Raw genomic sequence first — 26,999 nt, forward strand, 5'->3', positions numbered from 1 at the left:
CCGCTCCTTCAAATCAACAGCAATGTTTGTTTTTGTAGAATTTCATATTTTCTTCTTTAATTTTATATTCACATGATTGAATGCATCATCGAAACCGCATACAGCGGACAGATACAAACATGGCGAATAGCACTATTAGCTTCATTGCCAATATAATTCGATCATACGAAGTGAAACAAATTTTAGGTCGAACAGACATTGCCTTTGTTAAAAGTGCGTTTCCCATTCTTCGCGCAGATAATGCTGAAATTGATTTTTCGAAGAATATCCATGCTTGAGCGCCATTTCCGGAGCGAGATCGTTCTATAGCAATCGGAACATTGCATGTTTTACATACAGAACGAAATATATCTATGTCTTCCTTCCATTTCTCTTCATCAAAATCAACGACAAGAAGTAGACAATTATCATTTGGCAGAAGTGGGTAGATGTCGATAATTCCAGCACCATGTTCATCTTTATTTCTTAAATGGTTATTGATTACTTCTTTTGTCAGAGGCAGCAGATCCCGGTTAGGACAATCTTTGCATTTAATGCGTGTTTTGTCACAAAGGTCTTTCACCCATTCGTTTTTGCATGCTGGAACGTAATAGCTGCTTCCATGTTTCTTACTGTAGCATCGTTTGGCGTACACATCTGTTCGTCCTTGAAACAGCGATTGAAACAACTCTATTTTTTCATCAGGAGTACTGTACTTGTTTATTAAGGGAATACAGGTCTTTTTAGTATTATTTTGCTCTAGATTATTCGATACTGGAAAGGTTCCTTGTGGAATATGTTCCCTCTGAGAAAATCCCAGCAATTTTCGCAGCCTTTCATTTTCAGCGAGTAACTCAAAATTCTCAACCTCTAATTCTGTGATCCGTTTTCGTAGGTCAAATTCGGACATATTGCGCTTATATTTATTACATTGTATTTCTATTTTTTGTTTTCATCCTCTAAATTTAGTTCTCTTTCAATTTCTTCGATGGAAGGAAGTGAATATTTAAGGTTCTTAGGCAATAATTCTGAAAATGTGTATTCGGAAATGCCTATTGGTTGACTACTGCTTTCTAAAGAGTAGCGAGCCTCTATATTATCTTTTGTTTTGCAAATAAGTAAACCAATAGTTGGGTTATCCATATCTTTTTTCAGCAGGTCATTGATTGCAGCAATATAATAACCCAGTTTCCCTGCATGTTCGGGTTCAAATTCTTTCACTTTCAACTCCACTACTACATAACAGCGTAGTTCTAAATGGTAGAATAACAAATCAATGTTCCGTTCTTTATTACCAACTTTTATAGGATACTGTCTGCCAACAAAAGCAAAACCTTGTCCAAGCTCCAGCAAGAATTTTGTGATATCTGTAACTAAGGCATCTTCCAACTCTTTTTCTTTATAATCCTCCGTGAGAGTGAGAAAATCGAAATTATATGGATCTTTCAAAGTTTCTCTTGCTAAATCGCTTTAAACTTCAGGAAGCAAACGATCAAAGTTGTTAACTGATTTTCCTTGTGTTTGATAAAGATTGACATCCATGAAATTCATTAGCATAGCTCTACTCCAACCATTTTTGATCGTTTTTTGTACATAGAATAGCGCCTCATGTACAGACTTGCATTTATCAATAAGATGCTTCTGATGTCCCCAGGGAATTGAGAATAATGGGTTGTCTTGAAATTCACCCTCAACTTGGGGGTAAATTATATCACCCATATTATGAGTTATTTGAATTTCACCCCCAGCTTGAGGGTGGAATCCTTCATATATTTGTTGGTTATACTGTTTACTATTTGCATAAAATTGATAAAATCGTTTACAATAATTCAGATTAGTGACTGAGAATCCTTGCATATCAGGGAATTCTCTCTTTAATTCTTTACTTAAACGAGAATAAAATCCACTTCCCCATACAGCATCCATTTGGCGAACGACTATATCCTGTCCTAAATCCCAATATAATCGCAGCAATTCGGAATTAACCTTAACAGCTGCTCTTAATTGACTTTGTCGAATCCTTCCCTTCAAATCAATCAACCATTGTCTAAATTCAGATTCCTTTATTATATCTGCGCTCATATATTTTTTCCGCCTTTTATTTGAATTGTTTAATTCAACAAATTTACGAATTCTTTTTTCATATCCTTATCAATCACTCGAAATTGCCAATATTGCCAGAATCGCCAACATCAAGAATAAGAGCGAAAACATACCACCTCTAAAATTCTGTCCAACTCTGACTAGGAATGTCCAATGTACTTTCAGAGGCTTTAAATATGTGATAGAAAAACAGAACAATCATTTGCACTAGATGATTTTCTTTTATTCCAGTATGTTTGCATCGTTTTCACTGCAACTAAAAACAGAGCATAGCAATTGAAAATACATGCATAAAATTATCATAGCAGGAAAAAAAACACCTTTTAGGCTTTTGGACAAGTCTGAATTGAAGGGTATTTATGTAGATGCCAACAGCCATGCCAATGGTGCTTTTACAGTAAAATTAGCTGATTGTGTCGAAGATAGCAATATTCAGTATTGGATATATGGACACTCACATTATAATGTTGACAAACAGATTGGTAATACTCTTTATGTTTCAAATCAGTTGGGCTATGTGTTCAATGATGAACACCTGCCTTTCCAACGCGACAAGGCTATAGAAATATAATCCCATGTAGGCATATAGACAGTTTATTTGGATCACCAGTGCAGAGTGCAAGCCTTTATATATAAAGGGCTCGCACTCTGCACTGGGCTTGGACTACAGAAAAAAGATAAATCATTAATTTACAGAACATTTGGTTATTAGACCAAAAAATTGTATTTTCGAACCTGAAAAGAAAAGATGAGAAGTAATATTCTCTATTCCGAGAGACATCTATAACAAAATGAGTTTTGTGGCCATTTGATGTCCTAAGTTTATTGACAATTTGCAATGTGTTAGAAATAAGCCGATTATACGCATGGTTCATATTCCAGGCGGATCACCAGTAGAAAAGGACTTTTTTTAAGTCCTTTTTTCATTCTACTACAGTATAACTTTGATTAACAGGGGTCAATTCGAAAATCAGGGGTCAATCCGAAAAGTAGGTTGAATTGTTAAAACTTTAAGCGCACATTCAGTAGTTGCCTTATGATAGCTCATTCGCTAACTCTTTGGAATCCAGTCGCATAATAGTATCTTCCGAATTACCTGGATCAAAAAGGCTGATGTTCCCATACCAAACAATCCTATCATCTATAATAATGTATTTTTGATAAATATCCGATTCTTGCACAACAGTCAACCTAGCTTGAAGAACCTCTATACACTCCCTTATCTGTTCCTGTTCTTTATATGATTCTACAGGACGAATTGTAACTGTAATAGGTATACCGATTTGTAAAGGTACTTTCAGCCATTCAAATACTACATTGAGTTGTTTTCTCCGAATATAAGGACTCACTATCCGGATTTCTTTCTCTGCTTTAGCAAAGTCATTACGGATGACTGATACAAAAGTATCACAATCATAAATCATATTAATCTTATCCGGTTCATTCTTTGAAGACAAAGTCTTATATCCAATTTGAGCATAACCAGTAAGGCGTTTATGATACATTCGCTCTAAAACAGGGATATGAATATCTACATAGTCGTAAACAATTACATACTGTTTCTCGGGATAATCACGATGCAAGCGTCCGGCATATTGGGCCAATGTTCCTTTCCATGCAATTGGAGATGCAAGAAACAGGGTATCTAAACGTGGATAATCAAACCCTTCTCCAATGTATTTTCCTGTGGCAATCACAATAAGTTTTTCATCGTCAGAAATAGCAGCTAATGATTCTACCATTTTATTCCTTATTTTTGTTGAATTGGCGCCAATGAGTGTTATTATTTGTGCACTCGTTTGACTTCCAAGAATAGCTGCCAATCGATTAACATGCTCTTTCCGTTGGGCAAGGATAATAGGAGTTCTACCATTTGTTATAGCTTCTTTCACATCAGCTGCTATCTGTTGATTACGAGGTTCATTTTCTGCAAGTGCAGCATATACTTTCGTAATATGCCAATCGGATTCATTTTGATTTAAAGGTTTTCTGAATCTGGTAAAGCAGGGTACAATATAATGTTCGAAGTTTCGTTTGTCAGCTTGTTCTTTTGCACTAATGCTATATCGTATCGGTCCGCATTGCATAAAAGTTGCTGGATGCTGCCCGTCTTGCCGTTTAGGTGTTGCAGTTAATCCATAAACATATCTGGCATTTATTTCGCTAAGTACTTTTTCATAGCTAAGCGAGGAAGCATGATGACATTCATCGACTATTACAATCCCATAATTCTTTACAAGTTCATTCACTTCATTTTCACGGACTAAACTTTGAACAAGCGCAATATCAATTATACCAGATGAAGTTTTCTTCCCTGAACATATTTGTCCGATAATGGGACGTGCCTTTTTTCGTCCCCGTTTCTTCTCCGGTTCAGGCAAAGATTCATTTATTTCAAGAAACTGTTCCAATGACCTCTTCCATTGATCGCATAAAGTCTGCAAGTGAACTAATATCAATGTATTGCATTTTCTTTCTGCAATAAGTGAAGCCCCGATAACAGTCTTCCCAAAAGCTGTAGGAACAGATAATATTCCATTTTCGCACTGGAGCAAAGCGTCTGCTGCGAACTGTTGCTCTTCTCGAAATGTTCCTTTGAAGTGAACATTTATTTGTTTTCCTTTATTCCGTTTATCATCAAAAACATATTGTACGTTTGAGCTTTCAAGTAAATGTACAAGTGAAGATCTACAGCCTCTCGGAATGCCGATATATTCATCTGTTTCATTCAATGAATAAATAATTCTTGGAATACCGTAGGTAGACATTCGCATCTTTTGAGTTTTATAGAACAATGGATTTTGGAAAGCAGCTAATCTTTTGATACGATTAAGCGCTCGTGCGCTTATTCTTTCTTTAGGAATATATATCAAATTTGCTTCAACAATAGTCAAAATTTCCGGAAAGTCTTTCTTTTCAATATTATCAGGATTTCCGTTTTCCCAAGGTTTAAATAGATTTCCTTCATTATCCTCTATGCGTCCGAGTTCACCTAAACTGCTTCCTTCGCACAATAGAGGAAGTAAAACTTCTATTTCAGTTAAATTCATCTTTTTGACAGAGGCCAGATAAGACCATTGATCAGAATAGCTTTTGAAGTTTTCGTCAATAAATTCACTATTCCCATTTTCGCGTGCACCCCCTTGCAGTGGCAATGCTATCAAATTACCAAAGCCACCTTTAGGCATAAAGTCCTGATTTGGAAACATTCGATCGTATGACGTGAAACTGATCTCATGCCTGACTGTCATTGCCTTTGTTAAAAGGGCATTACCAAGTCTCCGTGCAGATACGGCAGGAATGGGAAGTGCAAAAAATATCCATGCATGAGCTCCATTTCCTGAGCGGGAGCGTTCTATGGCAACCGGAATATTATAAGTGTTACAAATAGAACGAAATGTGGTTATATCTTCTTTCCATTTCTCTTTGTCAAAATCAACAGCTAGAAAAACACAATTCTCGTTTTGTAAGAGGGGGTAAATTCCAACAATACCGGCGCCATGTTCATCTTTGTTTCGTAGATGACTATCTATAACTTCTGTTGTCAATGGCAATAAATCCCTATTGGTACAATCTTTGCATTTGACGCGTGTTCTATCACAAATGCCTTTCACCCATTCATTCTTACATGCAGGGATATAATAACTGCTTCGATGTTTTTTACTGTAACAACGCTTGGCATATACATCTGTCCGACCTTGAAACAGGGATTGAAATAAGTCAATCTTTTCTTCAGGGGTGCTATATTTGTTTATTGAAGTTGCAGAGGGTTTCTCTGTATTTATCTGTTTCAGAATGTTTGACAATAGAGTCGTTTTTTCAGTGTTTTTCTGAGGCAAGTTCAGCATTTCCCGTAATCTTTCATTCTCTGCAAGAAGTTTTAGATTCTGGGTCTTCAATTCAGCTATTTGCTTTAACAATTCTGATTCAGACATGATACCATAAGCTTTTTCCTAACAAATATAACTAGTTCTCATAAGAATCTAATCAGTTCTTCTATCAACCGATAAACAGTTGTTGAGGACTCGTCCTGTGCTGGATTATTTCCATTAAACCGCTTCATTACAATCTTAGCATTCTGAATGGCTTTCTGTTGTTTAGGAAACAATAAATTAAACATTTTAGTACTTACACCCGTCTTCTTTGTATAAGGAAATCCAAGTAAATCACTTAACATTCTCTCATATTGAGAACGATGTAAAGAACCTTGATATAGATTGAAATGAAGCAAAAACCAAAATTCAAATGCTTGATTGCTATATGCTACCTCAAAGCCATTTTGCCGAGCTATAAAGATAGCTGTATTAAAGTCTTTTTCTGGAAAATCATCTTTATCAAAAACTACCCAATTCTGGTTATATGATCGCCCTTTCCGTCTTTCTTCTTCTCTAATGTGAATTGCTTTTTGCACAAGTGTCAATGTGTTCATTCCATGGCCAACAGCTTTTACATGGGCAGAAGTTAAACGGAAAGCATTGAAATAATCGGGTTCGGTATTGACTCCTTCGCATACAATAAGAAATGTCTATTTTACTTCGCGCACTCCGCTAACACGAGTTAATTTTCTTTCTATACGCGGGTTTGTGCCTTTTCTTGTTGCTGCCATAATTATTCTTCTGAGGCATTAAACAAACGCGACAAATCACCAACAATAGGAATAGCACCATATTTCCCTGAGAGATAGTCTTTTTCGAAAGAGGCATCATTACGTACTTTATATTCTGCTAATGAATACAAATCGGTTGCTCCGTAGCGATCTTTTTGTGTAAACCATATCTGATCCCGTCTGAACATGTTTGCACTTAACAAATTGGTGTCATGGGTAGTGAATATCAATTGAGCATTTTTAGGGTTTGTTTCTTTCGAATTGAATAAAGCTATTATTTTATTGGTAAGAAGTGGATGCATTTTCGAATCGAATTCGTCAATAATCAGACGTTTACCATTGTCCAGCGCATCAATGATAGGATATGCTAAAGAGAAGTATTTAATAGTTCCTTCCGATTCATTTTTTTGAAATGGGAAAGAGACTGTTTTCACTTCATTACCTTCTTCATCATATTGTGCATGTTTACTGACAATAGTATTTTCGATCTTTTCAATATTCTCAATACCTAAATCAGCATAACGGGAAAATTCAACTATCCGTTGTCGCATTTCAGCGTCATCCAAGTGATCTATTGCCGTATTCCATAATGCTTTTTCATCATTGGATCCTGAAATAATAGTAGTATCATTCAACCATTTCATAATTTCTACAGCTCTTGGATCATTGAATTGGGCAACAACAGAGAGTAACAATGCATTTGCTCTCACCATCCGTTTGCCGGCAACTTCCTTACCTACTGTAAATTTGGGATGAATATCAAAATTATCTTTTTCCCGATAAAACAGCTCAATTTCTTTGGCTCTCTTTTTATTTGCTTTTTGATAGAGCCATTCTGTGTGCACTAATGAGTTATCTGCTTCAAAACCATATCTATATTGATTTTCTGTATCACAGAATATGGCTTCAAAGCAACTTGGTTCTTCGGTTGTAAGGGAATTTAATCGAAAACTCTCAATATTAACACGTTCACCTGCTTGAATATCTTTGGATGAATTTATTGCATACCACTTAAAGAACTCGAATGCTTTGATGAAATTGGATTTTCCTGAGGCATTGGCTCCATAGACAACTGCGCTTTTTAACAATGACAGTCCTGTACTCCCCACACCAAAGATTATTTCTTCAGATGGAACTTGTATCTCCTTCAAAGCTGAGACTGCCAGTGAAAGGGTGGATTGTTCTTTGAAAGAAAGGAAATTACCTGTTGTAAACTGAATAATCATAATTTAACTCGTTTATTTGAGCATTTATCGCAAATATAACGATTAAACTCTATATATTGGTAGTATAATATGCTTTATTTAAACAAGATTGATTATTTATTTAAAATATTGTCCAATCATGCCTGAAAGTGTTTTGTAAATATTTATATTTGTATTGTGATTTTAAAATAGATCTTTTAAATAATTTATTGTGTTACCGCTGTGTTATTAAACTAGCCTAGAAACATGTATTGGATGGCTATTAAGACATTAACATTCAGCCTGTTACAAAAACGATTCTGAACCCCCAAAATGGCGAAGAACGTTTCCAAGCGAATCGAAAAAAAAAACGCAAGTTGCTAATTTTCAACTTCTTGCTTTTTATAAATTTGCACCACACTTGCACCTAATTTCAACCCTACTTAACATTAACAAAAAGCCATGAGAAACAAAGAATTAATCCTTAACCCTTATTTTATCATCGGGCTATCACTTTTATTGATAAACGATTTCTATTTAAAACAGGCGTTTGGGAATTTCCTTACCGGAAAGTTATCCGACTTCGCAGGGTTACTTATCTTCCCATTATTTATAGCGACTGTTGCACCACGCTTTAAGAAGTGGGTCGTTCTCATTACCGGCATCGGCTTTATACTTTGGAAACTACCCATAATAACACCTATTATTGATTCAATTAACCATGTAACAGGTTGGGGAATATACCGAACTATTGATTATACAGATTATATGGCATTGAGCATATTACCATTAAGCTATTATCTGATCAAAACAGAAAAGTGCCAAACTGCTTTTTCTTTTTCATGTATTAAGCACTGTTTCAAATACGCTTTGTTAGGAGTTTCTTTCTTTGCTTTTTGCGCTACAACCTTGCCCCCTCCCCAACATTTATACAAAATACCCCAAGGCACAGTATATATCGGAAAATCCTACACAATTAAGCTCTCTAAAGATTCTATTATCAACACAATCAAAAACTTAGGATACAATTGTGATTATCATGATGAATTTATCTATTACAGTAAGTCTCCCTTTCATTATGGAGATTCTGTTGCTCAACTAAGCCAAAGAAGCTATTATCAAACCGACAATATCATTCAGTACTGGAAAGATGTTAGTGGGAAGGATACCATAGCAAGAGATACCATCGCAAACATTAAATATGATTTGGAAGTTATCAAACCCAACAAAACAAAGTTAACTATCATAAATGTAACCTTGCCGAAAGAAGGAAATATTCAGGATTGGAAGAAGCTACAGGGTTTGCACAAACAATATAAAGAATGGTTGAAGATGAATTTAATTAAGAAAATTGATTAAATACAAGAAAAGTTAGATTTAATAACCATCTCTACTACAAAAAAAGAATCACAGAGGCAGTTACCTATGAGCAAAAGTAAGCCTCTGTGATTCGGCAAACAAAAACCTATTCTAATCGATTTTCTCTACGGTAAGGTTGTCTAAGCAAAAATAAAGAGATGTATTGGACCAATTTCCGCTTTTATCTGTTGTTTCCAGTTTAAAGAAGATATATTTCACTTCACCCAGCGAAGATAAATCCATCCATTCCCATTTATCATTCACAGTCCATTCCGATTCATTAACAGAACGATAATCAGCTAAATAGAATTCAACAGGCTGTTCACTTATATTATTCTCGGCATCAACTCCATAAGCTTTCAACTTTAAGTAGTCTCCTTGCTTAAATTTACGAGCCACGCCATTTCCTTTGGTTATGCAATAATAAGGCCATGAATGATTAGAAACATAAGCCCCCACAGCTTTATAACTGTTTTCATTATCATTTATTTGCACCCAAGTAGTATAATCTTTTTCCTTAAATTCCCCTTTATCAGCACGCATTCCTTCTGCTGCATAGACTACCAAATAAGGAGTTGACTCTCCTTTCACTCCTCCTTTTGCCATAGATGCAAATTGATTGGTTACAAAGTCTGCCTGTTCGCTGTTGTCATTGGAATTACTTACTGTAAATCCATCCCAAGAAGTCCAGCCTCCACCAAAATCCATTGCAGTATGAGAAAAACGGAAGATTTGACTTTTTACATGAGCATTTTCTATTTCTCCATCTTTGCCTTTTTCACCTACCTTATACGTATCTACCCAATATTTGCCGCCGGCTGTTGCTATACCATCTGATAAATCAAATTTTGATAAATCCAAATGTGTATATGATAATACTTTTACTGTAACCTTAGCACTCTTTAAATAATAGTGAATATCATTTACCACCATACAAACAACCTCATACGTGCCGGACTTTTCAAAAGTGTATTCCAATACACGCTTGTTTGATATCTGCTTTCCATCAATACTCCATTCATAGACATCTCCCGGTTCTGTTTCTATTTCGGGGTTAATAGTCAGCAATTCCCCCATTTTCACAACATATCCTCCTTCTGGATTGGGTATTTCAATCACTCCGTGCTTATAAACAGGATCATCATCACTTGAACATGAGCTAAACATAAACACTACTGAAACAAATAGCATCAACAACAAATTAATCTTTTTCATTTTCCGTATATAATTGGTTCAACATAAATTGCATTTACATACATCATCTTTAAACAATCAAAATAGAAACGAAAACGATAAAAAGAATACAGAGCCAATAGCTATTCTTTGCGTTTTCCGACTTTATTTCCCGAAAGTCAAAAACAATGTATAATCTGGCAGGTCTTCTGACTTATCCTTCTCCTTGTAGCACCTTCCCACTTCTCAAAGAAGCAGTGGCATGAGTTTTCTATAGGAGATTGGCAGGACTTACAGCAGCGGGTCTGTTCAGGACTTTCACCTGATTCCCTTTTCATCACTTTCCCGAGGTTTAATAGGAGTAGTGACACCAAATCGGCGGCAAATATCTGCATTTTTGTTTTATTGGCAAAAAATAAACTAAACTATTTCTATTTAGGTTATTTGTTTTCAGACAATTAAAAAAGGCAGCATCTTTTCGACACTGCCTTCTTATTATCCAGTCATTATTCTTTTAGAATCTTTTTTCAATTACTTTCCAGTCTAACACATCCCAGAATTCTTTTAAATAATCCGGTCTGCGGTTTTGGTAATCAAGATAGTATGCATGTTCCCATACATCGCATGTCATCAATGGAGCATCTCCACTGCGAAGTGGATTACCAGCATTCGATTCCTGAGTAATAGCCAATGAGCCATCGGCTTTCTTCACCAACCATGTCCATCCCGATCCGAACAAAGATCCACCCAATTTGGCGAATTGTTCTTTGAATTCATTTAATGAGCCAAAGTTCTTATTGATAGCTTCTGCCAATGCTCCTTTAGGTTCTTTCGAAGCATTCGGAGATAGAGACTCAAAATAGAATGTATGATTCCATACTTGGGCAGCATTATTAAAAATACCACCATCAGCTTCGCGAATCATTGTTTCCAGATCAGCATTTTCGAACTTAGTACCTGGTATCAGGTTATTTAGGTTGTTTACATACGCTTGGTGGTGTTTTCCCCAATGGAATTCTAATGTTTTTTTACTAATGCTTGGTTCCAATGCATCTAAAGCATAAGGCAATTGAGGTAATTCAAATTTCATGATAAATTTAGTTTTATTTATTCTCGTTTTTAAGTAAATACTATGAGTTATCTTTTCTCGGATTGATTACTCTTCATAAGGAGCAAAATCATCTTTACTCACTCCACAAAGTGGACATGTCCAATCATCCGGAATATCCTCAAAAGCTGTTCCCGGAGCTATTCCACTATCCGGATCACCTTTTTCCGGGTCATAAACATAGTCGCATACAGTGCAAATGTACTTTTTCATGTATCTAAAATTTTAGTTGGTTTATAATAATTTCATCATGATTCACACAATAAAGAGTATGTACCCTATAGAGAGCAAATCTATAAGCATAACACTTATGTTTGCATACTTGTTCAAATACAACTTAAAAATAATCACTATTGACTTTACCAACCGCTGATTTTCAGCTCAAAAAGGATACAAACAACCTAAGAAACAACACTAAAATAAAAGAACGAGCAAGGCTTGAATATATCAAACATCTTTGCTTTTGTCAACAATCTCTTTCAGAAGAGTATTTATAGCTTGCCCTTCGGTACCAATATTCGCTATTTTAATTCTCCCTGCCTCTGTTATAGAGAAGTACATTTGTCGCTTGTCATCCTTTCCGATAGAGCGTTCTATGTATCCTTTATCCTCAGCCGACTTGATGACTTTCGAAGTATTGGAGTTGGTTAATCCCAACGCTTTTGCTATTTCGCTCGAAGTACATTGTTTTGATTTTAACCCACAAAGAAGCATTCCTTCGTTTAAACTCAATCCATGCTCCTGCTGAAACTTTTCCTCAAAGTCTCTGATTACACGATAAATCTCGCGTAGTGTACATAAATTCCGCATAACTCAATTTCTTTAAACTTTAATTTATCAGGAACAAATATAGGAATTAATTTCTGAAAGAAAATATTTCTAATTTAGATTACTCATACTCTGTGTGTGTCTTTTTGTAGATACGGTTAACTCTGTCTTTTTCTCATCGGCTTGAGAATATTTTCTCAACGGCTTGAGAACAAATACTTAGCAGCTTGAGAATAAATACTCAAGGGCTTGAGAACAAATACACAACGGCTTAACAAAAAGACACTCAAGCGAAGTTTAAATCAAACCACTTCATTGGAAAAATAACCATTAAAAAAGCCGGAATTAATCCGGCTCTTATTATCTCTTCCCTCTGGGCGGTTGAGGGTTATCTCCCTTATTATGTGCGCTTTTTACCAACTCCCGATGAAACCTCATTTCAGCTCTTTGAACTAAATAGATTTTCTTGGGCGAAAGTATTTTTTTAAACCTTTGATAGTATTCTTTATCTAATTCATCAGATTTAATACGAGCATCATATACTTTCTGCATTATATCATCATACTGTTCATCGGTTGTTTTTTCATCTTTTCCTTTATTGATCCACTTCCAGGCTTTATCATTTAAAGCCTTCTTTTTATCTTGAAGTTCGAAGTAAACGGGAAAGAATTTTGCGGCTTCATTTTTGGTTAAATCGGCTTTCTCTGTAATGAATGCCTGTTGCTTTGCTCTAAATTCTTCAGGAGACAGATGTTGATTTAGCCCATCTCTCGCAATAGCAGCAGATATGCCGGCTGTCAATATAAACAGTAGAATAAGTATTCGTTTCATTTTATTAAGTCTGTATTAAGTCATTATTCGGCATTCGCATCGGTGAGATAAACATATAAAGAATAGTCATCCAGCATTGATTGGCTCAATGCATAATCAAGATATTCATCAGAAATAAGCTGTTCTGTTGCGTTTTCTGCAACCGGTGATTCTTTCTGTTCAAAGGGATTCGGATTATAAGAAGCTACCCTTATAATTAAAGCAGCTCCAATAAACATGGCTGCCATATAAACCCAAGGTTTAAAGCGTTCCCATACTGTTGGTTCCTTATATTCAAATTTAGATGATTCGTGTTCAGGAAGCTTATCCATTACTTCTGAAGTAAGCTGCTCAAAGTAATTCTCGGGCACGGTGAATTTATTCTCTGTGCCGAATCTTTTTAATAATTTATCTTCCTCTTTCATAAGCTTTCTCCTCTCTTTAAACTTAGACGATTATAAAGTCAAAAGGTTTAATCGTGTTCTTCTACAAATTTCTCGATCTTTTTCACTGCATGATGATAAGATGATTTGAGAGCACCGACTGATGTTCCAAAAATCTCCGACATCTCTTCATATTTCATTTCCTGATAATACTTCAGGTTGAAAACCATACGTTGTTTTTCCGGTAAAGTTAACAATGCCTTTTGAAGTAAAAGATCTGCTTTATCTCCCGAGAAATAAGTGTCACTTTCTAATTTCTGAATAATAGAAGCTTCCGGATCATCAATAGGAACATTATTGGTTGCACGCTGTTTACTCAGAAAGGTAAGACACTCATTCAATGCTATCCGATAAAGCCAAGTAGAGATTTTTGCATCTCCCCTGAAATAATCAATATTAAGCCAGGCTTTGATAAAAGCATTCTGCAATATATCGTTAGCATCATCATGAGATAGTACTAACCGACGGATTTGCCAATATAACTGCTCGCTGTATTCGCAAACAATCATCTCAAATCCTTTTCTCACAGATTCTTTATCCTGGAGTAAAGAGATTACTTTCTGTTCATTAAAAGATGGTTTCTGACTCACTTCTATTCTAATCTCCCGACATAATTGCCTAAAGTTCCACAAATATAAAAGGATATCTTTTACTGAACAAAGATTCCGCTAAAATTAAACTGACTTTTAAACATTTAAACAAAGAGATTCTTTAGCCAGAATTGTATTAGGAAAAACAGCCTGTGCCTCTTTTAATAATACGCTTTCACTCTCATACCGAGCAGAGAAATGCCCGATTACAAGTTTCTTCACTTCCGCCAACAAAGCAATACGTCCGGCCTGTTCGGCTGTAGTATGAAATGTTTCTTTCGCCCGGTGCTGCTCGCTTTGCGAAAAGGTTGCTTCATGAAAAAGTAAGTCTACTCCTTTTATTTGTTCAATCACTTTCTCATGATAAATGGTATCTGAGCAATAAGCATACCGACGTATCGGCTCTGATGGACGTGTTAAACGGGAGTTGGGAATTACTTCGCCGTCAGGATTGATATAATCTGCTCCATTCTTTATCCTGTTTAACTCATAAACAGGAACCTCGTAGAAGTCAACCATATCACGAATGATATGTTTAGGACGGGGAGATTCTTCGAACAGGAATCCACAACAGGGAATCCGATGACGCAATGGTATGGTTGTTATCGCTACGGAACGGTCGGCATATATCTGCGTTGGTTTATCGGTATCAAATTCGCGAAAAAACACAGTATAAGGAAGTCTATTACAGAAGAAATCCAACATCGGCCGAAATAGTTTCTCTGTGCCTTGTGGAGAATGAATATATAGATCTGCGGTTCGACCAAGTAAACCAAAAGTAGAGATAAGCCCCAATAAACCAAAGCAATGATCGCCGTGGAGGTGAGAAATGAATATATGATTTAAACGGGAGAACTTCAAGCGAGACTTGCGCAGTTGCATTTGTGCTCCTTCTCCACAATCAATCATGAAAAGCTTTTCGCGTATATTCACCACTTGCGAAGTTGCAAAATGGCGAGTTGTAGGAAGGGCAGAACCGCAACCCAGTATGTGTAATTCAAATTTCTCCATAGAGCAAAGGTAAAAAAAGAAGTTAGAATAAAAAAAGGAGCGCTCAAAAGCACTCCTTTTTCATATTATTCAAGAAAATAATTTCTTATTTCTTTTGGTTGTCTAATTGCTCTTTCAAAGCAGCCAATGCATCGATATCACCTAATGTAGTAGATGCAGTTTGATTTTGAATCATTGGAGATTCTTCTTTTTTAGAAGAAGTCTTCTTAGTAGAAGTTTTCTTTTCTGCTTTTTCTTCTGCTTTAGCAACATCTTCGAAGATACGGCTGTGAGAAAGGATGATTCTCTTAGCATCTTTGTTGAATTCGATAACTTTAAATTCAAGTTTTTCGTCCAACTGAGCTTGCGAACCGTCTTCTTTTACCAAGTGTTTTGGAGTAGCAAAACCTTCAACACCATAAGGAAGAGCGATTACAGCACCTTTATCCAACATTTCGATGATTGTACCTTCGTGTACAGAACCTACAGTAAATACAGTTTCGAATACATCCCATGGATTTTCTTCCAACTGTTTGTGACCAAGGCTCAAACGACGGTTTTCTTTGTCGATTTCCAATACTTGAACTTCGATTTCAGAACCAATCTGAGTAAATTCAGATGGGTGTTTTACTTTCTTAGTCCAAGAAAGGTCTGAAATGTGGATCAATCCGTCAACACCTTCTTCGATTTCTACGAATACACCGAAGTTAGTGAAGTTGCGAACTTTAGCTGTATGTTTAGAAGCAACAGGATACTTTTCTTCGATAGTTTCCCATGGATCTTGTTTCAATTGTTTGATACCCAAAGACATCTTACGTTCTTCACGGTCAAGAGTCAATACAACTGCTTCTACTTCATCACCTACTTTCATAAAGTCTTGAGCAGAACGCAAGTGTTGCGACCATGACATTTCTGATACGTGGATCAAACCTTCAACACCCGGAGCGATTTCGATGAATGCACCGTAGTCGGCCATAACCACTACTTTACCTTTCACCTTGTCACCCACTTTCAGCTCAGCGCTAAGCGCATCCCATGGATGAGGAGTAAGTTGTTTCAATCCTAAAGCGATACGTTTCTTTTCATCATCGAAGTCGAGGATAACCACGTTAAGTTTTTGATCCAATTCAACCACTTCTTTCGGATCGCTAACGCGTCCCCAAGAAAGGTCTGTAATGTGAATCAAACCGTCTACGCCACCAAGGTCGATGAATACACCGTAAGAGGTGATATTCTTAACAGTTCCTTCAAGAACTTGTCCTTTTTCAAGTTTACCGATAATTTCTTTCTTCTGTTGTTCAAGTTCAGCTTCAATAAGAGCTTTATGAGAAACAACCACGTTTTTGAACTCTTGATTGATTTTAACAACCTTGAATTCCATTGTTTTTCCAACAAATACATCGTAATCGCGGATTGGTTTCACGTCGATTTGTGAACCTGGTAAGAATGCTTCGATACCGAATACATCTACGATCATACCACCCTTAGTGCGGCATTTGATGAATCCCTTGATAATTTCTTCGTTTTCCAAAGCAGCGTTTACGCGATCCCAAGAGCGAGCAGCACGTGCTTTTTTGTGCGACAATACTAATTGTCCTTTTTTGTCTTCCTGATTTTCGATGTATACTTCTACAGAATCACCTACTTTTAATTCAGGGTTGTAACGGAATTCATTTAAAGGAATGATACCGTCTGATTTGAATCCAATGTTAACAACAACTTCACGTTTGTTCATTGAGATTACAGTTCCGTCAACTACCTCACGGTCGCTAACTTTGTTCAAAGTACCGTCATAAGCTTTTTCAAGGCTTTCACGAACGGCAGGAGCGAAAGTGTCACCTTTCTCATACGCATCCCAGTTGAAGTCTTCAACAGGAGCAATGTTTTTTAGTTCTTCCATTAATAATTTAATTGTTTAAAAATACTTTAATTAAGTAAGACATTATATTGATATATAAATCGGGCGCAAAGATAATGGTATTTTCCTGAAAACCAAAGCATACTAAACATAAAAAAGGGATGTTTTTCTATCCTTTTTCGCTTATAACCACAGAGATAGCTCTCGTTTATCTATTAAACAATTCAAATGTAAACTTCACTCCTACATCCGAGAATTTGCCATTGATACAGCTTGCAAATGCTCCAAAGTCGAAAACATGGGTTCCGATGCCATAACCCACCTCTATATAAGGGTTAAGGTGAGGCATAGTTAATACACCCAAATACAAACGTTCATTCAGAATATTACGTGTATATTTCCGCAAACGAGGCATAATAAGGAAAGGGGCTTCATACGTAATGTGCCCACGCATATATTTTCTGGAAGAGTTATACCAACGACGATCTAACAGTTGAAAAACTCCTCCGATTTCATCATTCCATCCTGTAGGAAGATTGTTCTTGGCAAAGTTCACAAAATCCACAAAATAGAGTTGCTCCTGATCTGTAAACGTTCCACAACCTGCACGATAATAGAGGCTACGCATCAAGCCAAGCGGTATTTTTTGTTGCACATCAACTTCTAATCGTTCATATTTGGTAGTACTACCCATGATTCCTTTAATAGCACGCTCCCAATCGGTGGAGAATGTTGGCCATTTTGAATACAGGTTTATTTTACGTTTGCCATTCAGGTAATAATACTGGCCGGGAGTCCACGAAAGCCCAATACGAGGCCCAATACTGGTATAATGACTCCTGATCTTTTCCAATAATTCCGGGGTTTCTTCGGCTATATCAGCAGGGGGATCATTTTTTTTCACGGCACTTCTACGATGCATGGAAAGTCCGACATTTACAGTGAAACCATTAAATACCTCTAACCGGTGAATAACTTCCGCAGACATATTTCGGAAATAATCAAGCTGCATATTATCAAAATTAAGAATGCTATCCGGCATTTCTTTGATATCGTCCAACACATCACTACTATAGATTCGGTTTCCATTCCCCACTCTCACATGCAATGATGCTCTTTTAGCCGGCCAATAATCATAATCTCCATGAATACGCCAATAGAATTCTTTATGCTTAAAGTTATAACCAATTCGTGGAGCCAACTGCAAGTATTTATCACCCTTAAAAAGTCGGTTATAACGAATGTCGTATCGATAAGAGAAACCATCTTTTCCACTATAGCTCAGCAGAAAAGGATTAAGGATAGGAGAAAATCTAACACGCTGTCCTTCCCCCAAATCGAATGTATGCCTACGAACAAGTGCCTCGCCTACATCTCCTACTTCTGCCCAAAAGAGTTGTGTAGTACTCTTTAAACGTGGCTTTGGTGTACTCGCGCTATCTCTCTCGGAAAAATAGTCATAATAAAATCTTTCTTCGGACACCGTAAGAGGTATAGGTCGTAAGGCTGAAAAAGCGGCACTATCTGTTTTTAAATAGGTAGAGGTATCGCACTGTAGTGTAAAAGACTCCGTCAGGTCATAATCTGTTTTCTTCTTTTTAACCTTAGGTTCTTTCTTTTTAAGTTTAATCGACTTGTAGTCAAAGGCTGCCATAAAATTACCATCCACTACATTTCCCAAAAGACGAAAAGTAGCATTCAAAGCATAGTGTACGGGCAAAAATTCATCTTGCTGCCCTACCCCTCCCATTCTTATCTTATTATCGAAGTAAAGATATTCGGAACGACCACTAAATTGCATTTCGCGCACGCTCCACACCCCTTCACTAACCAACAGATGCCCTTTTACCAATTGATAACTTTTATTTTTAGGAGTAAAAGAAATCCGATAAACCAGGCTGTTATCAACATATTCTAAAGAATCAATAGAGAAAGTATAATAATTATGTGCATTCGATGATAAAGGTGATACTAGCTTAGAGGTCAGCAGGGAGGTAGAATAAATATTCACATGGAAGAAATCTAAAACATCAACCCCTATTCCTTCAAATTTATCGATGGTTCCATAGGTAGCCTTTAGTTTTTGGTCATAGATGTTAGGAGCTGTATAATGTAATTCGCCATAAGATTCGGTTAAATATTCCCTCACTCCCCTCTTGGCTTTAAAAAAAGAAGGAGCAAAACGCATCAGGAAGTTTCGTTTTCGTATATAAATACGCCCCTTTAAATAAATATCGGTCCGGTATTCATCAATCAGTGTTTCATACAATGGCGCAAGTTGCATCACTTTATTCAGCACCGAATCTGCTGACACCGGAGGGTTACTTAAAGATGGCGGTGTGGTTTCTTCATTTCCCCAAACGGCAGTGGAAAATAAAAAAACAAGAAGAAACCATACATATATTAGTCGTTGTTTCAATTAGCCTCCTGTTTCGAATAAACAAACTTAAAAAAAATATCATATAAAAACAAGATTAAGATAGCCAAGAAAGAGAAAGTCATGAAGAATGAATATTAAAAAAGATGAAAAGCATTCTCTCTAAGAGAAGAAAAGAGTACCTCATTCAAACCAAAAGAAGGGTTCCATTTATAGCATTACGAACACCCATTTCTAAAAGCAACAAAGCGGCACACCCCTATATTTTAGGGGTTCAAATGAAAAATAACATATAAAACTCCAAAAAGACCCCTATTTTTTAGGGGGTGTATTTGAAATTTTATATAGTTTTGCATCATAAACAACCCATAAATTCAAAACTCATTATGTCTAAATTGAGATTTTACGCTTTGCAAGAGCTTACTCATCGGCAAGCTTTAGAGGTAACTCCTCCTTCCAACAAACTTTCGGATTACTACGCCAGCCATGTATTCGACCAAAAAAAAATGCAGGAATACTTACCAAAGGAAGCCTACAGGGCTGTAACAGATGCCATTGACAAAGGAGCCCCAATTAGTCGCGAAATGGCCGACCTGATCGCTAACGGAATGAAAAGTTGGGCTAAATCGCTCAATGTAACTCACTATACTCACTGGTTTCAACCACTAACCGATGGCACAGCCGAGAAACATGATGGCTTTATCGAATTCTCGGATGATGGAGATGTTATCGAAAGATTTTCCGGCAAATTACTAATTCAACAGGAACCGGATGCTTCTTCATTCCCCAATGGAGGAATCAGAAACACATTCGAAGCACGCGGATATACAGCGTGGGATGTTTCGTCTCCTGCGTTCGTAGTAGATACAACTTTATGTATTCCTACCATATTTATATCTTATACAGGAGAAGCATTAGATTATAAAACGCCATTACTCAAAGCATTGGCGGCTGTAGATAAAGCAGCAACCGAAGTCTGCCAATTGTTTGATAAGAATATAACGAAGGTTTTCGCTAATTTAGGATGGGAGCAGGAGTACTTTTTGGTAGATCTCGCGCTTTACAGTGCTCGCCCGGACCTTTGCCTTACAGGACGCACTTTGATGGGTCACTCTTCTGCCAAAGATCAACAGTTAGAGGATCATTATTTTGGTTCGATTCCTCCGCGTGTTACTGCTTTCATGAAAGAGCTGGAAATTGAATGTCACAAATTAGGCATACCGGTGAAAACCCGTCATAACGAGGTAGCGCCCAATCAGTTTGAGCTGGCACCTATATACGAGAATGCCAATTTGGCCAATGACCACAACCAGCTTGTAATGGACTTAATGAAGCGAATCGCACGCAAACATCAATTTGCCGTATTACTTCACGAAAAGCCTTTCAGTGGTGTTAACGGATCGGGCAAACACAACAACTGGTCGCTTTGCACAGATACAGGAGTAAACCTGTTTGCTCCGGGAAGAAATCCGAAGGGAAACATGCTATTCCTTACCTTCCTTGTGAATGTGCTTATGATGGTTTATAAAAATCAGAATTTATTGCGCGCTTCCATTGCCAGCGCCGGAAACTGTTATCGTTTAGGAGCCAACGAAGCACCTCCATCCATTCTTTCCATCTTCTTAGGTTCACAGCTATCATACATGCTGGACGAAATTGCCAAGCAAGTAACTGATTCTAAAATGACACCGGAAGAAAAAACAACGCTGAAACTGGGTATCGGACGTATTCCTGAAATTCTTCTGGATAACACCGACCGCAATCGTACATCCCCTTTCGCCTTCACCGGAAATCGTTTCGAGTTCCGTGCCGCCGGTTCTTCATCCAACTGTGCAGCTTCGATGATTGTCATTAATGCAGCCATGGCGAATCAGCTCAACGAATTCAAAGCATCTGTAGATAAACTGATGGAAGAAGGAGTAGGGAAAGATGAAGCCATCTTCCGTATTCTAAAGGAAATGATCATTACTTCGGAACCTATTCGTTTTGAAGGAGATGGATATTCCGACGAATGGAAAGAAGAAGCTGCTCGCAGAGGATTAAGCAACATAGCTTGTGTGCCCGAAGCATTACTACATTACACCGATGCACAATCTCGCTCTGTATTATTAGGCGAAAAAGTATTTAATGAAAGTGAACTAAATAGTCGTCTGGAAGTTGAATTTGAGAAGTTTACCAAGAAAGTTCAGATTGAAAGTCGCGTTTTGGGCGATTTGGCAATCAATCACATTGTGCCCATTGCTGTGATTTATCAAAACAGACTGTTGGACAATTTAAGAGGTCTTAAAGAAGTTTTCTCGCCGGAAGAGTACGAAACATTAAGCCTGGATCGCAGAGAACTGGTCAGAGAAATTTCTCACCGGGTAACAGCCATCAAAACATTAGTAAGAGATATGACGGAAGCCCGAAAAGCAGCTAATCACAAAACCTGCCACGAAGAAAAGGCTTTTGCTTACGAAAAAACGGTTCGCCCTTATCTGGAGCAAATCCGCGATCATATAGATAGCCTCGAAATGGAGGTAGACGACGAAATATGGCCACTGCCTAAATATAGAGAATTGCTTTTTAATAAGTAAACTTAGTTAAGTGGAGAGTGGAGAATTGAGAGTTACGATGCCGCATGGTAACTCTCAACTCCCCACTCTCAACTCTCCACAGATGAAGCTTTTCCCCCTTTTTTATATCTATTTCAGATTTTCTTGTTACATTTGTGCTGTATAACACGGTTTTGCAGCATCTTATGGTTAAATCTAACTTTTCGGACATCACTGTTCCGGATTATATTCTTGATATTTGGACCCCTCTGACACCCGAGCAGAGAGAACTGTTATCGAGTAATTTCACCTTGCAGAATTACAAAAAGAATGAATTAATTTACTGCGAAGGTGAAATGCCCGCTCATTTAATGTGCCTCCTTAGTGGAAAAGTTAAAGTTTTCAAGGATGGTGTTGGTGGGCGAAGTCAGATTATTCGAATGATTAAATCCGTTGAATATTTTGGCTACCGTGCTTACTTTGCCAAAGAAGAATACTTAACTGCCGCTGCTGCCGTAGAGCCCTCACTTATCTGCCTGATTCCAATGAGTATCATTACAACATTAATTACCCAAAACAGTGGATTAGCGATGTTTTTCATCAAACAGCTCTCCATTGACTTAGGTATTTCAGATGAACGCACGGTCAGCCTTACACAAAAACATATTCGCGGAAGATTGGCCGAATCGCTTCTTTTCCTGAAAGAAAGTTATGGTTTGGAAGGAGATGGCTCAACCCTTAGTATTTACCTTTCAAGAGAAGACCTTGCAAATCTTTCTAACATGACTACTTCCAATGCCATTCGCACTCTCTCTAATTTTGCAAATGAGCGCTTAATCACCATAGACGGAAGAAAAATCAAGATTATAGACGAAGAAAAACTGAAGAAAATCAGTAAGATAGGATAGAGAAGATAAAAGATAAGAGTTAAAAGCAAAGAGGGGAAGAGAATAGATATTTGATTTAGTATTATCTATTAACTTCCCCTCTTTTACTTTTATCTTTTAACTCTTAACCTATACTTTCCTGATAGGCGCGTTCTGCCAAATAACGTTCAGCCTCAATAGCTGCTTTACAACCACTTGCAGCTGCCGTAATTGCTTGTCGATAATTAGGATCGCCTACATCGCCGGCAACATAAACACCGGGAACGCGGGTAACAGGAGTACCATCAATGGTTTTGAGGTATCCTACTTCGTCTGTTTCCAGATATTTGGCAAAGATATCGGAGTTTGGTTTATGCCCAATAGCCAGGAAGAAACCGTCGATAGCTACCTCATAGTGCTCTTCGTCAGATTCGCCTAAGCGTTTTACGAGTTTAACTCCTTCCACACCGTTTTCGCCGAATAGTCCTTCTGCATTGTGCTCGTACAACACTTCTATATTTTCATGATGATGTACTCTCTCCTGCATAATTTTAGAAGCACGCAAATAAGGCTTACGTACAATTAAATATACTTTAGAGGCCAATCCGGCTAAATAAATAGCTTCTTCGCAGGCAGTATCACCACCACCCACTACGGCAACTACTTTCTTACGATAGAAGAAACCATCACAAGTAGCACAGGCACTTACTCCCATACCGGCATATTTTTCTTCATCGGGTAATCCTAAATATTTAGCAGTAGCACCTGTCGCGATAATCAACGACTCGGTTTCTATCTCTTTCTCGCCATCAATGGTAATTTTGTAAGGAGATTGACTTAAATCCGAAGCGGTAGCAATTCCATAACGAATATCTGTACCAAATCTCAACGCTTGCTGACGGAAGTCTTCCATCATCTGTGTACCGGATATACCACTTGGATATCCCGGAAAGTTCTCTACATCGGTAGTAGTAGTCAATTGTCCCCCAGGTTGTATTCCTTCATAGAGTACGGGAGAAAGGTTAGCACGTCCGGCATAAATCGCTGCCGTATAACCGGCAGGTCCCGAACCAATAATCAAACATTTTACTTGTTCTCTTTCCATAATATTATAAAATAATCATAGTGTTACCGCAAATCTATTATTTCTGCGGTTGGGTATTGTTTTTTATCAAATTTAAATATCGAATCAGCAAAAACCTTGCCAGTTTGATAATTTGAGATCACGATTTTCTGTAAATTGCCATTATATTCGGCTTCGATGTACCAAAGTTGATATGTTCCTTTAGTAATATACACCCTAACACGAGGCAACTCCGGATCACTAATACTTGTTAGAATTACCTCTATAACGGGCTTCCCCTTAAAAGTGCGGGTAGTGCCCAACTTGTAGTTATAGCCATTTTTGTACATAGAAAAGAAGCTATAAGGGCTTATTCCTTTTAAGTCATCTTCTGTGGGAGTATTAATGTTTACCTCATCGTTGTTCTTTAAATAAGTCCATTGGGTAGTACCATCAAACCAGGTAACTCCTTGGTCGGTAGACATTTTAAATTTATCTCCATTGAGTTGAATTTCACCTTTCACATGATGTCCTGACGTCTTTCCTTTTTCCAAGAATTCAAAGTCAAAGTTGGCTTCTACGCCACCTGCTTTTTCAAAAGCAGCCGAGGTTTTATCCAACACATTTTTTGCTTCCTGCTGTTGGGCCAAAGCCGAAATGGTAAGGAAACACATACATAGTATAATCAAATATTTACCCATAATCAATATTGTAGTAGTTAGTACATAGTAGTTAGAAGCTGCTCAAACGCATTTCCAAATCTGTCTCATCCAAACACATCACCTGACGTGCTTTGCTTCCCTCGCTGGGCCCTACAATGCCTGCTTTTTCCAACTGATCCATAATACGTCCTGCACGGTTATACCCAATTGCAAATTTACGTTGAATAAGCGAGGTAGAACCTTGTTGATGCACCACGATTAGTCGGGCGGCTTCTTCAAAAAGAGGATCAAGCCTACCCATATCTACATCCCCCAAGTCGCTTCCACTATCGGGACTGACATATTCGGGCAGATAGAAGGCAGTTGGGTAACTTTGCTGGCGAGCAATATATTTAGTAACATCTTCTACTTCGGGGGTATCAACAAAGGCACATTGCACACGCACGGGGTCTGCTCCCTGAAGGAAAAGCATATCTCCTCGCCCTATCAGTTGGTTTGCGCCCGGACGGTCGAGAATGGTACGCGAGTCGATCATAGCCGATACACGGAAAGCCACACGAGCCGGGAAGTTAGCCTTAATGGTACCTGTAATAATATTGGTTGTAGGACGCTGCGTAGCAAGAATCATGTGTATACCCACCGCACGCGCCAACTGGGCAATACGTGCAATAGGAAGTTCTACTTCTTTGCCCGCTGTCATTATTAAATCGCCAAACTCATCAATTACTACTACAATGTAGGGCATAAATTTATGTCCTTTTTCAGGATTCAGTCTGCGGTTAATAAACTTCTCATTATACTCCTTGATGTTGCGTACATGGGCCTTTTTCAGTAAGTCGTAACGACTATCCATTTCCACACAAATGGAATTCAGCGTTTGTACCACTTTTGTCACATCGGTAATAATAGCCTCATCACCATCGGGCAGTTTTGCCAGAAAATGATTCTCGATAGCCGAATAGATACTAAACTCTACCTTTTTCGGATCGACCAACACAAACTTCAATTCTGCCGGATGCTTCTTATATAATAAGGAGGTAATAATGGCATTCAACCCAACCGACTTACCTTGTCCGGTAGCACCTGCCACAAGCACGTGGGGCATCTTGCATAAATCTACCATGAAAACATCATTGGTAATGGTTTTACCCAGTGCAACAGGCAAATCGTAGGAGGACTCCTGAAACTTCTTACTACCAATAATGGATTGCATAGATACAATTTTCGGATTGGAGTTCGGTACCTCAATACCAATAGTTCCCTTACCCGGAATCGGAGCAATAATACGTATACCTAATGCAGAAAGGCTCAGGGCAATATCATCTTCCAAACCGCGAATCTTCGATATACGAACGCCTTGCTCGGGGGTTATTTCATATAGAGTTACGGTAGGTCCTACCGTTGCCTTAATAGTACTGATTTCAATGCCGAAGCTTCGCAATGTCTGAATGATCCGATCTTTATTGGCATTCTGTTCTTCCATATTAATAGTGGGCTCACTATTATCATACCGCTTCAGCAAATCGATAGTAGGAAAACGATAGTTCTCTAAATCCAGTTTGGGGTTATAAGACTCCAGTTCCGGTCCGCGGTAATTTTCATCATCATCCAAATTTGCTTCAATCTGAAATTCCGGCTCGGCTTCTTCGGCAGCGGCGGCGGCAAGTTCCGATTCTGCCGCTGTTTCTTCAAAAATCATTTCCAGACCTTTATTTGATGCTTCCTCGGCTTTAGTCGTCAACGGTTCTTGTTGCACAAAGGTTCTGTCTACCGAAAACTCATCTACACTTTCTGTAGTTTTTTCTTCCGGCGCTTGGGTTACTTCCTCTTCTTTTTTCTTTCTCTTTATAAAATTCAGGGTGAGCAGTTTACGCAGCCAAATAACGGTGCGGGCACTTACATAAATAAAGAAACAGATGGCAGTAACAAGCAGTATCATCCAGACACCCGGTACTCCAACCTGCGACTCCAGCCAAAGACCTACATTATATCCATGCATCCCTCCCAGATAAATAAAAGAGTCTTGGTAGAAATCTCTAAAAGCAAACCCAAAAAAGACAGAAAACCAGATTAATAGCAATGAGCAACCGATAAACCACTTCCACAAGCGAATGTTTCGAACACGCATCATCTTTATTCCGGCAACAGCCAGAAAGACCAATATAAAAAATGAAGAAAGACCGAAACAATCGTTAATCAGGTAGCTGGCCAACTGAGCACCACGAGATCCGGCATAGTTACTCACCCGATTATGAGTGGAAGCCAGTTCTTGCGAATTGGCAGAATCGATAATACTCTGATCGGCCGATCCCGTAAAGAAAAAGGAGGAAAAGGCAAGTAGTAAATATACAGAGAAAATCACCAGAACCAATCCGATAACAAAGTGAATAGTTTCATTCTTAAAGAATGAGGTAAATTTATTTGGTAGGACTGCATACTTGTCAGTCTCTTTATCAACTTTCTTTTTGGCCATAAAATGAGATATGATATATGATTGTTTTCCATGCAAATGTAGCAAAAAAAAAG

20 protein-coding genes, 2 pseudogenes and 1 riboswitch are annotated in these 26,999 nt (G+C 37.8%); of the genes and pseudogenes, 4 read left to right on the plus strand and 18 right to left on the minus strand.

The genetic code is table 11. The annotated features are described in order from the left end of the window. Window positions 1–85 precede the first annotated feature (85 nt). Together D0T60_RS08465 and D0T60_RS08470 are read right to left on the minus strand one after the other, a co-directional pair. A complete protein-coding gene (locus D0T60_RS08465) occupies window positions 86–889 on the minus strand; it encodes a TOTE conflict system archaeo-eukaryotic primase domain-containing protein (protein WP_163217731.1) in 804 nt (267 codons plus the stop codon). A gap of 29 nt (window positions 890–918) precedes the next feature. After that, window positions 919–2,061 (minus strand): annotated as a pseudogene (locus D0T60_RS08470) (YhcG family protein). 307 nt (window positions 2,062–2,368) lie between these two features. Here D0T60_RS08470 and D0T60_RS08475 point away from each other — a divergent pair. Then, entirely contained in the window at window positions 2,369–2,653 is a 285-nt protein-coding gene (locus tag D0T60_RS08475; RefSeq protein ID WP_163217732.1) for a hypothetical protein, read from the plus strand. A gap of 463 nt (window positions 2,654–3,116) precedes the next feature. Here the strand turns inward: D0T60_RS08475 and D0T60_RS08480 are convergent, their stop codons facing one another. The 3 genes and pseudogenes from D0T60_RS08480 to D0T60_RS08490 all read right to left on the minus strand — a co-directional run bounded on the left by D0T60_RS08480 (window position 3,117) and on the right by D0T60_RS08490 (window position 7,914). Continuing rightward, a complete protein-coding gene (locus tag D0T60_RS08480) occupies window positions 3,117–6,017 on the minus strand; it encodes a TOTE conflict system archaeo-eukaryotic primase domain-containing protein (RefSeq protein WP_163217733.1) in 2,901 nt (966 codons plus the stop codon). A gap of 38 nt (window positions 6,018–6,055) precedes the next feature. Further along, window positions 6,056–6,688, minus strand: a pseudogene (locus D0T60_RS08485) (RloB family protein). A 2-nt stretch (window positions 6,689–6,690) separates the two neighbouring features. After that, complete coding sequence (locus D0T60_RS08490) at window positions 6,691–7,914, minus strand: ATP/GTP-binding protein (protein WP_163217734.1); 1,224 nt, start codon at window positions 7,912–7,914, stop codon at window positions 6,691–6,693. Between the two features lie 420 nt (window positions 7,915–8,334). On the opposite strand from D0T60_RS08490, the gene D0T60_RS08495 reads away from it, so the two are divergent. Beyond that, on the plus strand, window positions 8,335–9,231 hold the full coding sequence (locus tag D0T60_RS08495; protein WP_163217735.1) for a hypothetical protein: 897 nt from the start codon (window positions 8,335–8,337) through the stop codon (window positions 9,229–9,231). A 111-nt stretch (window positions 9,232–9,342) separates the two neighbouring features. Here D0T60_RS08495 and D0T60_RS08500 read toward each other — a convergent pair whose 3' ends face one another. The 10 genes from D0T60_RS08500 to D0T60_RS08545 all read right to left on the minus strand — a co-directional run bounded on the left by D0T60_RS08500 (window position 9,343) and on the right by D0T60_RS08545 (window position 19,390). Continuing rightward, window positions 9,343–10,446, minus strand: coding sequence for a DUF4465 domain-containing protein (locus D0T60_RS08500; RefSeq protein ID WP_163217736.1), 1,104 nt, complete (start codon window positions 10,444–10,446; stop codon window positions 9,343–9,345). A 139-nt stretch (window positions 10,447–10,585) separates the two neighbouring features. Beyond that, window positions 10,586–10,794: riboswitch (cobalamin riboswitch) on the minus strand. Between the two features lie 124 nt (window positions 10,795–10,918). Then, window positions 10,919–11,494 (minus strand): superoxide dismutase, encoded by a 576-nt coding sequence (locus D0T60_RS08505; protein ID WP_163217737.1) that lies wholly within the window; start codon window positions 11,492–11,494, stop codon window positions 10,919–10,921. Window positions 11,495–11,560: 66 nt separating this feature from the next. Then, window positions 11,561–11,725, minus strand: a complete 165-nt coding sequence (gene rd / locus D0T60_RS08510) for a rubredoxin (RefSeq protein ID WP_163217738.1) — start codon at window positions 11,723–11,725, stop codon at window positions 11,561–11,563. A 234-nt stretch (window positions 11,726–11,959) separates the two neighbouring features. Beyond that, the gene (locus D0T60_RS08515; RefSeq protein WP_163217739.1) at window positions 11,960–12,322 is read right to left on the minus strand and encodes a MarR family winged helix-turn-helix transcriptional regulator; all 363 of its coding nucleotides are present in this window, start codon (window positions 12,320–12,322) and stop codon (window positions 11,960–11,962) included. Window positions 12,323–12,640: 318 nt separating this feature from the next. Beyond that, window positions 12,641–13,111: a hypothetical protein gene (locus D0T60_RS08520; protein WP_163217740.1), complete on the minus strand. Its 471-nt coding sequence runs from the start codon at window positions 13,109–13,111 to the stop codon at window positions 12,641–12,643. Between the two features lie 23 nt (window positions 13,112–13,134). Beyond that, window positions 13,135–13,515, minus strand: coding sequence for a DUF5056 domain-containing protein (locus tag D0T60_RS08525; protein WP_163217741.1), 381 nt, complete (start codon window positions 13,513–13,515; stop codon window positions 13,135–13,137). Window positions 13,516–13,562: 47 nt separating this feature from the next. Further along, entirely contained in the window at window positions 13,563–14,123 is a 561-nt protein-coding gene (locus D0T60_RS08530) for an RNA polymerase sigma factor (protein WP_163217742.1), read from the minus strand. A 96-nt stretch (window positions 14,124–14,219) separates the two neighbouring features. Next, complete coding sequence (locus D0T60_RS08535) at window positions 14,220–15,134, minus strand: ribonuclease Z (RefSeq protein WP_163217744.1); 915 nt, start codon at window positions 15,132–15,134, stop codon at window positions 14,220–14,222. Window positions 15,135–15,219: 85 nt separating this feature from the next. After that, complete coding sequence (gene rpsA / locus D0T60_RS08540) at window positions 15,220–17,013, minus strand: 30S ribosomal protein S1 (protein ID WP_163217745.1); 1,794 nt, start codon at window positions 17,011–17,013, stop codon at window positions 15,220–15,222. Window positions 17,014–17,179: 166 nt separating this feature from the next. Continuing rightward, window positions 17,180–19,390 (minus strand): DUF5686 family protein, encoded by a 2,211-nt coding sequence (locus D0T60_RS08545; RefSeq protein ID WP_203558308.1) that lies wholly within the window; start codon window positions 19,388–19,390, stop codon window positions 17,180–17,182. 344 nt (window positions 19,391–19,734) lie between these two features. On the opposite strand from D0T60_RS08545, the gene D0T60_RS08550 reads away from it, so the two are divergent. Both D0T60_RS08550 and D0T60_RS08555 read left to right on the plus strand, forming a co-directional pair. Then, window positions 19,735–21,924 (plus strand): glutamine synthetase III, encoded by a 2,190-nt coding sequence (locus D0T60_RS08550; protein WP_163217746.1) that lies wholly within the window; start codon window positions 19,735–19,737, stop codon window positions 21,922–21,924. A 164-nt stretch (window positions 21,925–22,088) separates the two neighbouring features. Further along, window positions 22,089–22,790 carry a Crp/Fnr family transcriptional regulator gene (locus D0T60_RS08555; protein WP_163217748.1) on the plus strand — a complete coding sequence of 234 codons (702 nt, stop codon included), beginning with the start codon at window positions 22,089–22,091 and terminating at the stop codon, window positions 22,788–22,790. Between the two features lie 103 nt (window positions 22,791–22,893). On the opposite strand, the gene trxB is transcribed toward D0T60_RS08555, so the two are convergent. Genes trxB through D0T60_RS08570 form a run of 3 tightly spaced genes read right to left on the minus strand, consistent with a single transcriptional unit; the run spans window position 22,894 to window position 26,946 of the window. Continuing rightward, window positions 22,894–23,853 (minus strand): thioredoxin-disulfide reductase, encoded by a 960-nt coding sequence (gene trxB, locus D0T60_RS08560; protein WP_163217749.1) that lies wholly within the window; start codon window positions 23,851–23,853, stop codon window positions 22,894–22,896. Window positions 23,854–23,876: 23 nt separating this feature from the next. Continuing rightward, entirely contained in the window at window positions 23,877–24,512 is a 636-nt protein-coding gene (locus tag D0T60_RS08565; protein WP_163217750.1) for a LolA-like putative outer membrane lipoprotein chaperone, read from the minus strand. 31 nt (window positions 24,513–24,543) lie between these two features. Then, a complete protein-coding gene (locus D0T60_RS08570; protein WP_163217751.1) occupies window positions 24,544–26,946 on the minus strand; it encodes a DNA translocase FtsK in 2,403 nt (800 codons plus the stop codon). Between the last annotated feature and the right edge of the window lie 53 nt (window positions 26,947–26,999).

The sequence above is a fragment of the Bacteroides sp. 224 genome (assembly GCF_010500995.1).
Classification (GTDB): domain Bacteria; phylum Bacteroidota; class Bacteroidia; order Bacteroidales; family Bacteroidaceae; genus Bacteroides.

Bases quoted from the DNA above. Each gene is read 5' to 3' on its own strand.
- D0T60_RS08505 (WP_163217737.1), bottom strand. From the start codon at position 11,494: ATGAAATTTGAATTACCTCAATTGCCTTATGCTTTAGATGCATTGGAA.
- D0T60_RS08520 (WP_163217740.1), bottom strand. From the start codon at position 13,111: ATGAAACGAATACTTATTCTACTGTTTATATTGACAGCCGGCATATCT.
- D0T60_RS08515 (WP_163217739.1), bottom strand. From the start codon at position 12,322: ATGCGGAATTTATGTACACTACGCGAGATTTATCGTGTAATCAGAGAC.
- D0T60_RS08535 (WP_163217744.1), bottom strand. From the start codon at position 15,134: ATGGAGAAATTTGAATTACACATACTGGGTTGCGGTTCTGCCCTTCCT.
- D0T60_RS08495 (WP_163217735.1), top strand. From the start codon at position 8,335: ATGAGAAACAAAGAATTAATCCTTAACCCTTATTTTATCATCGGGCTA.
- rpsA (WP_163217745.1), bottom strand. From the start codon at position 17,013: ATGGAAGAACTAAAAAACATTGCTCCTGTTGAAGACTTCAACTGGGAT.
- D0T60_RS08465 (WP_163217731.1), bottom strand. From the start codon at position 889: ATGTCCGAATTTGACCTACGAAAACGGATCACAGAATTAGAGGTTGAG.
- D0T60_RS08550 (WP_163217746.1), top strand. From the start codon at position 19,735: ATGTCTAAATTGAGATTTTACGCTTTGCAAGAGCTTACTCATCGGCAA.
- D0T60_RS08490 (WP_163217734.1), bottom strand. From the start codon at position 7,914: ATGATTATTCAGTTTACAACAGGTAATTTCCTTTCTTTCAAAGAACAA.
- D0T60_RS08500 (WP_163217736.1), bottom strand. From the start codon at position 10,446: ATGAAAAAGATTAATTTGTTGTTGATGCTATTTGTTTCAGTAGTGTTT.
- D0T60_RS08480 (WP_163217733.1), bottom strand. From the start codon at position 6,017: ATGTCTGAATCAGAATTGTTAAAGCAAATAGCTGAATTGAAGACCCAG.
- D0T60_RS08475 (WP_163217732.1), top strand. From the start codon at position 2,369: ATGCATAAAATTATCATAGCAGGAAAAAAAACACCTTTTAGGCTTTTG.
- D0T60_RS08570 (WP_163217751.1), bottom strand. From the start codon at position 26,946: ATGGCCAAAAAGAAAGTTGATAAAGAGACTGACAAGTATGCAGTCCTA.
- D0T60_RS08555 (WP_163217748.1), top strand. From the start codon at position 22,089: ATGGTTAAATCTAACTTTTCGGACATCACTGTTCCGGATTATATTCTT.
- rd (WP_163217738.1), bottom strand. From the start codon at position 11,725: ATGAAAAAGTACATTTGCACTGTATGCGACTATGTTTATGACCCGGAA.
- D0T60_RS08525 (WP_163217741.1), bottom strand. From the start codon at position 13,515: ATGAAAGAGGAAGATAAATTATTAAAAAGATTCGGCACAGAGAATAAA.
- trxB (WP_163217749.1), bottom strand. From the start codon at position 23,853: ATGGAAAGAGAACAAGTAAAATGTTTGATTATTGGTTCGGGACCTGCC.
- D0T60_RS08565 (WP_163217750.1), bottom strand. From the start codon at position 24,512: ATGGGTAAATATTTGATTATACTATGTATGTGTTTCCTTACCATTTCG.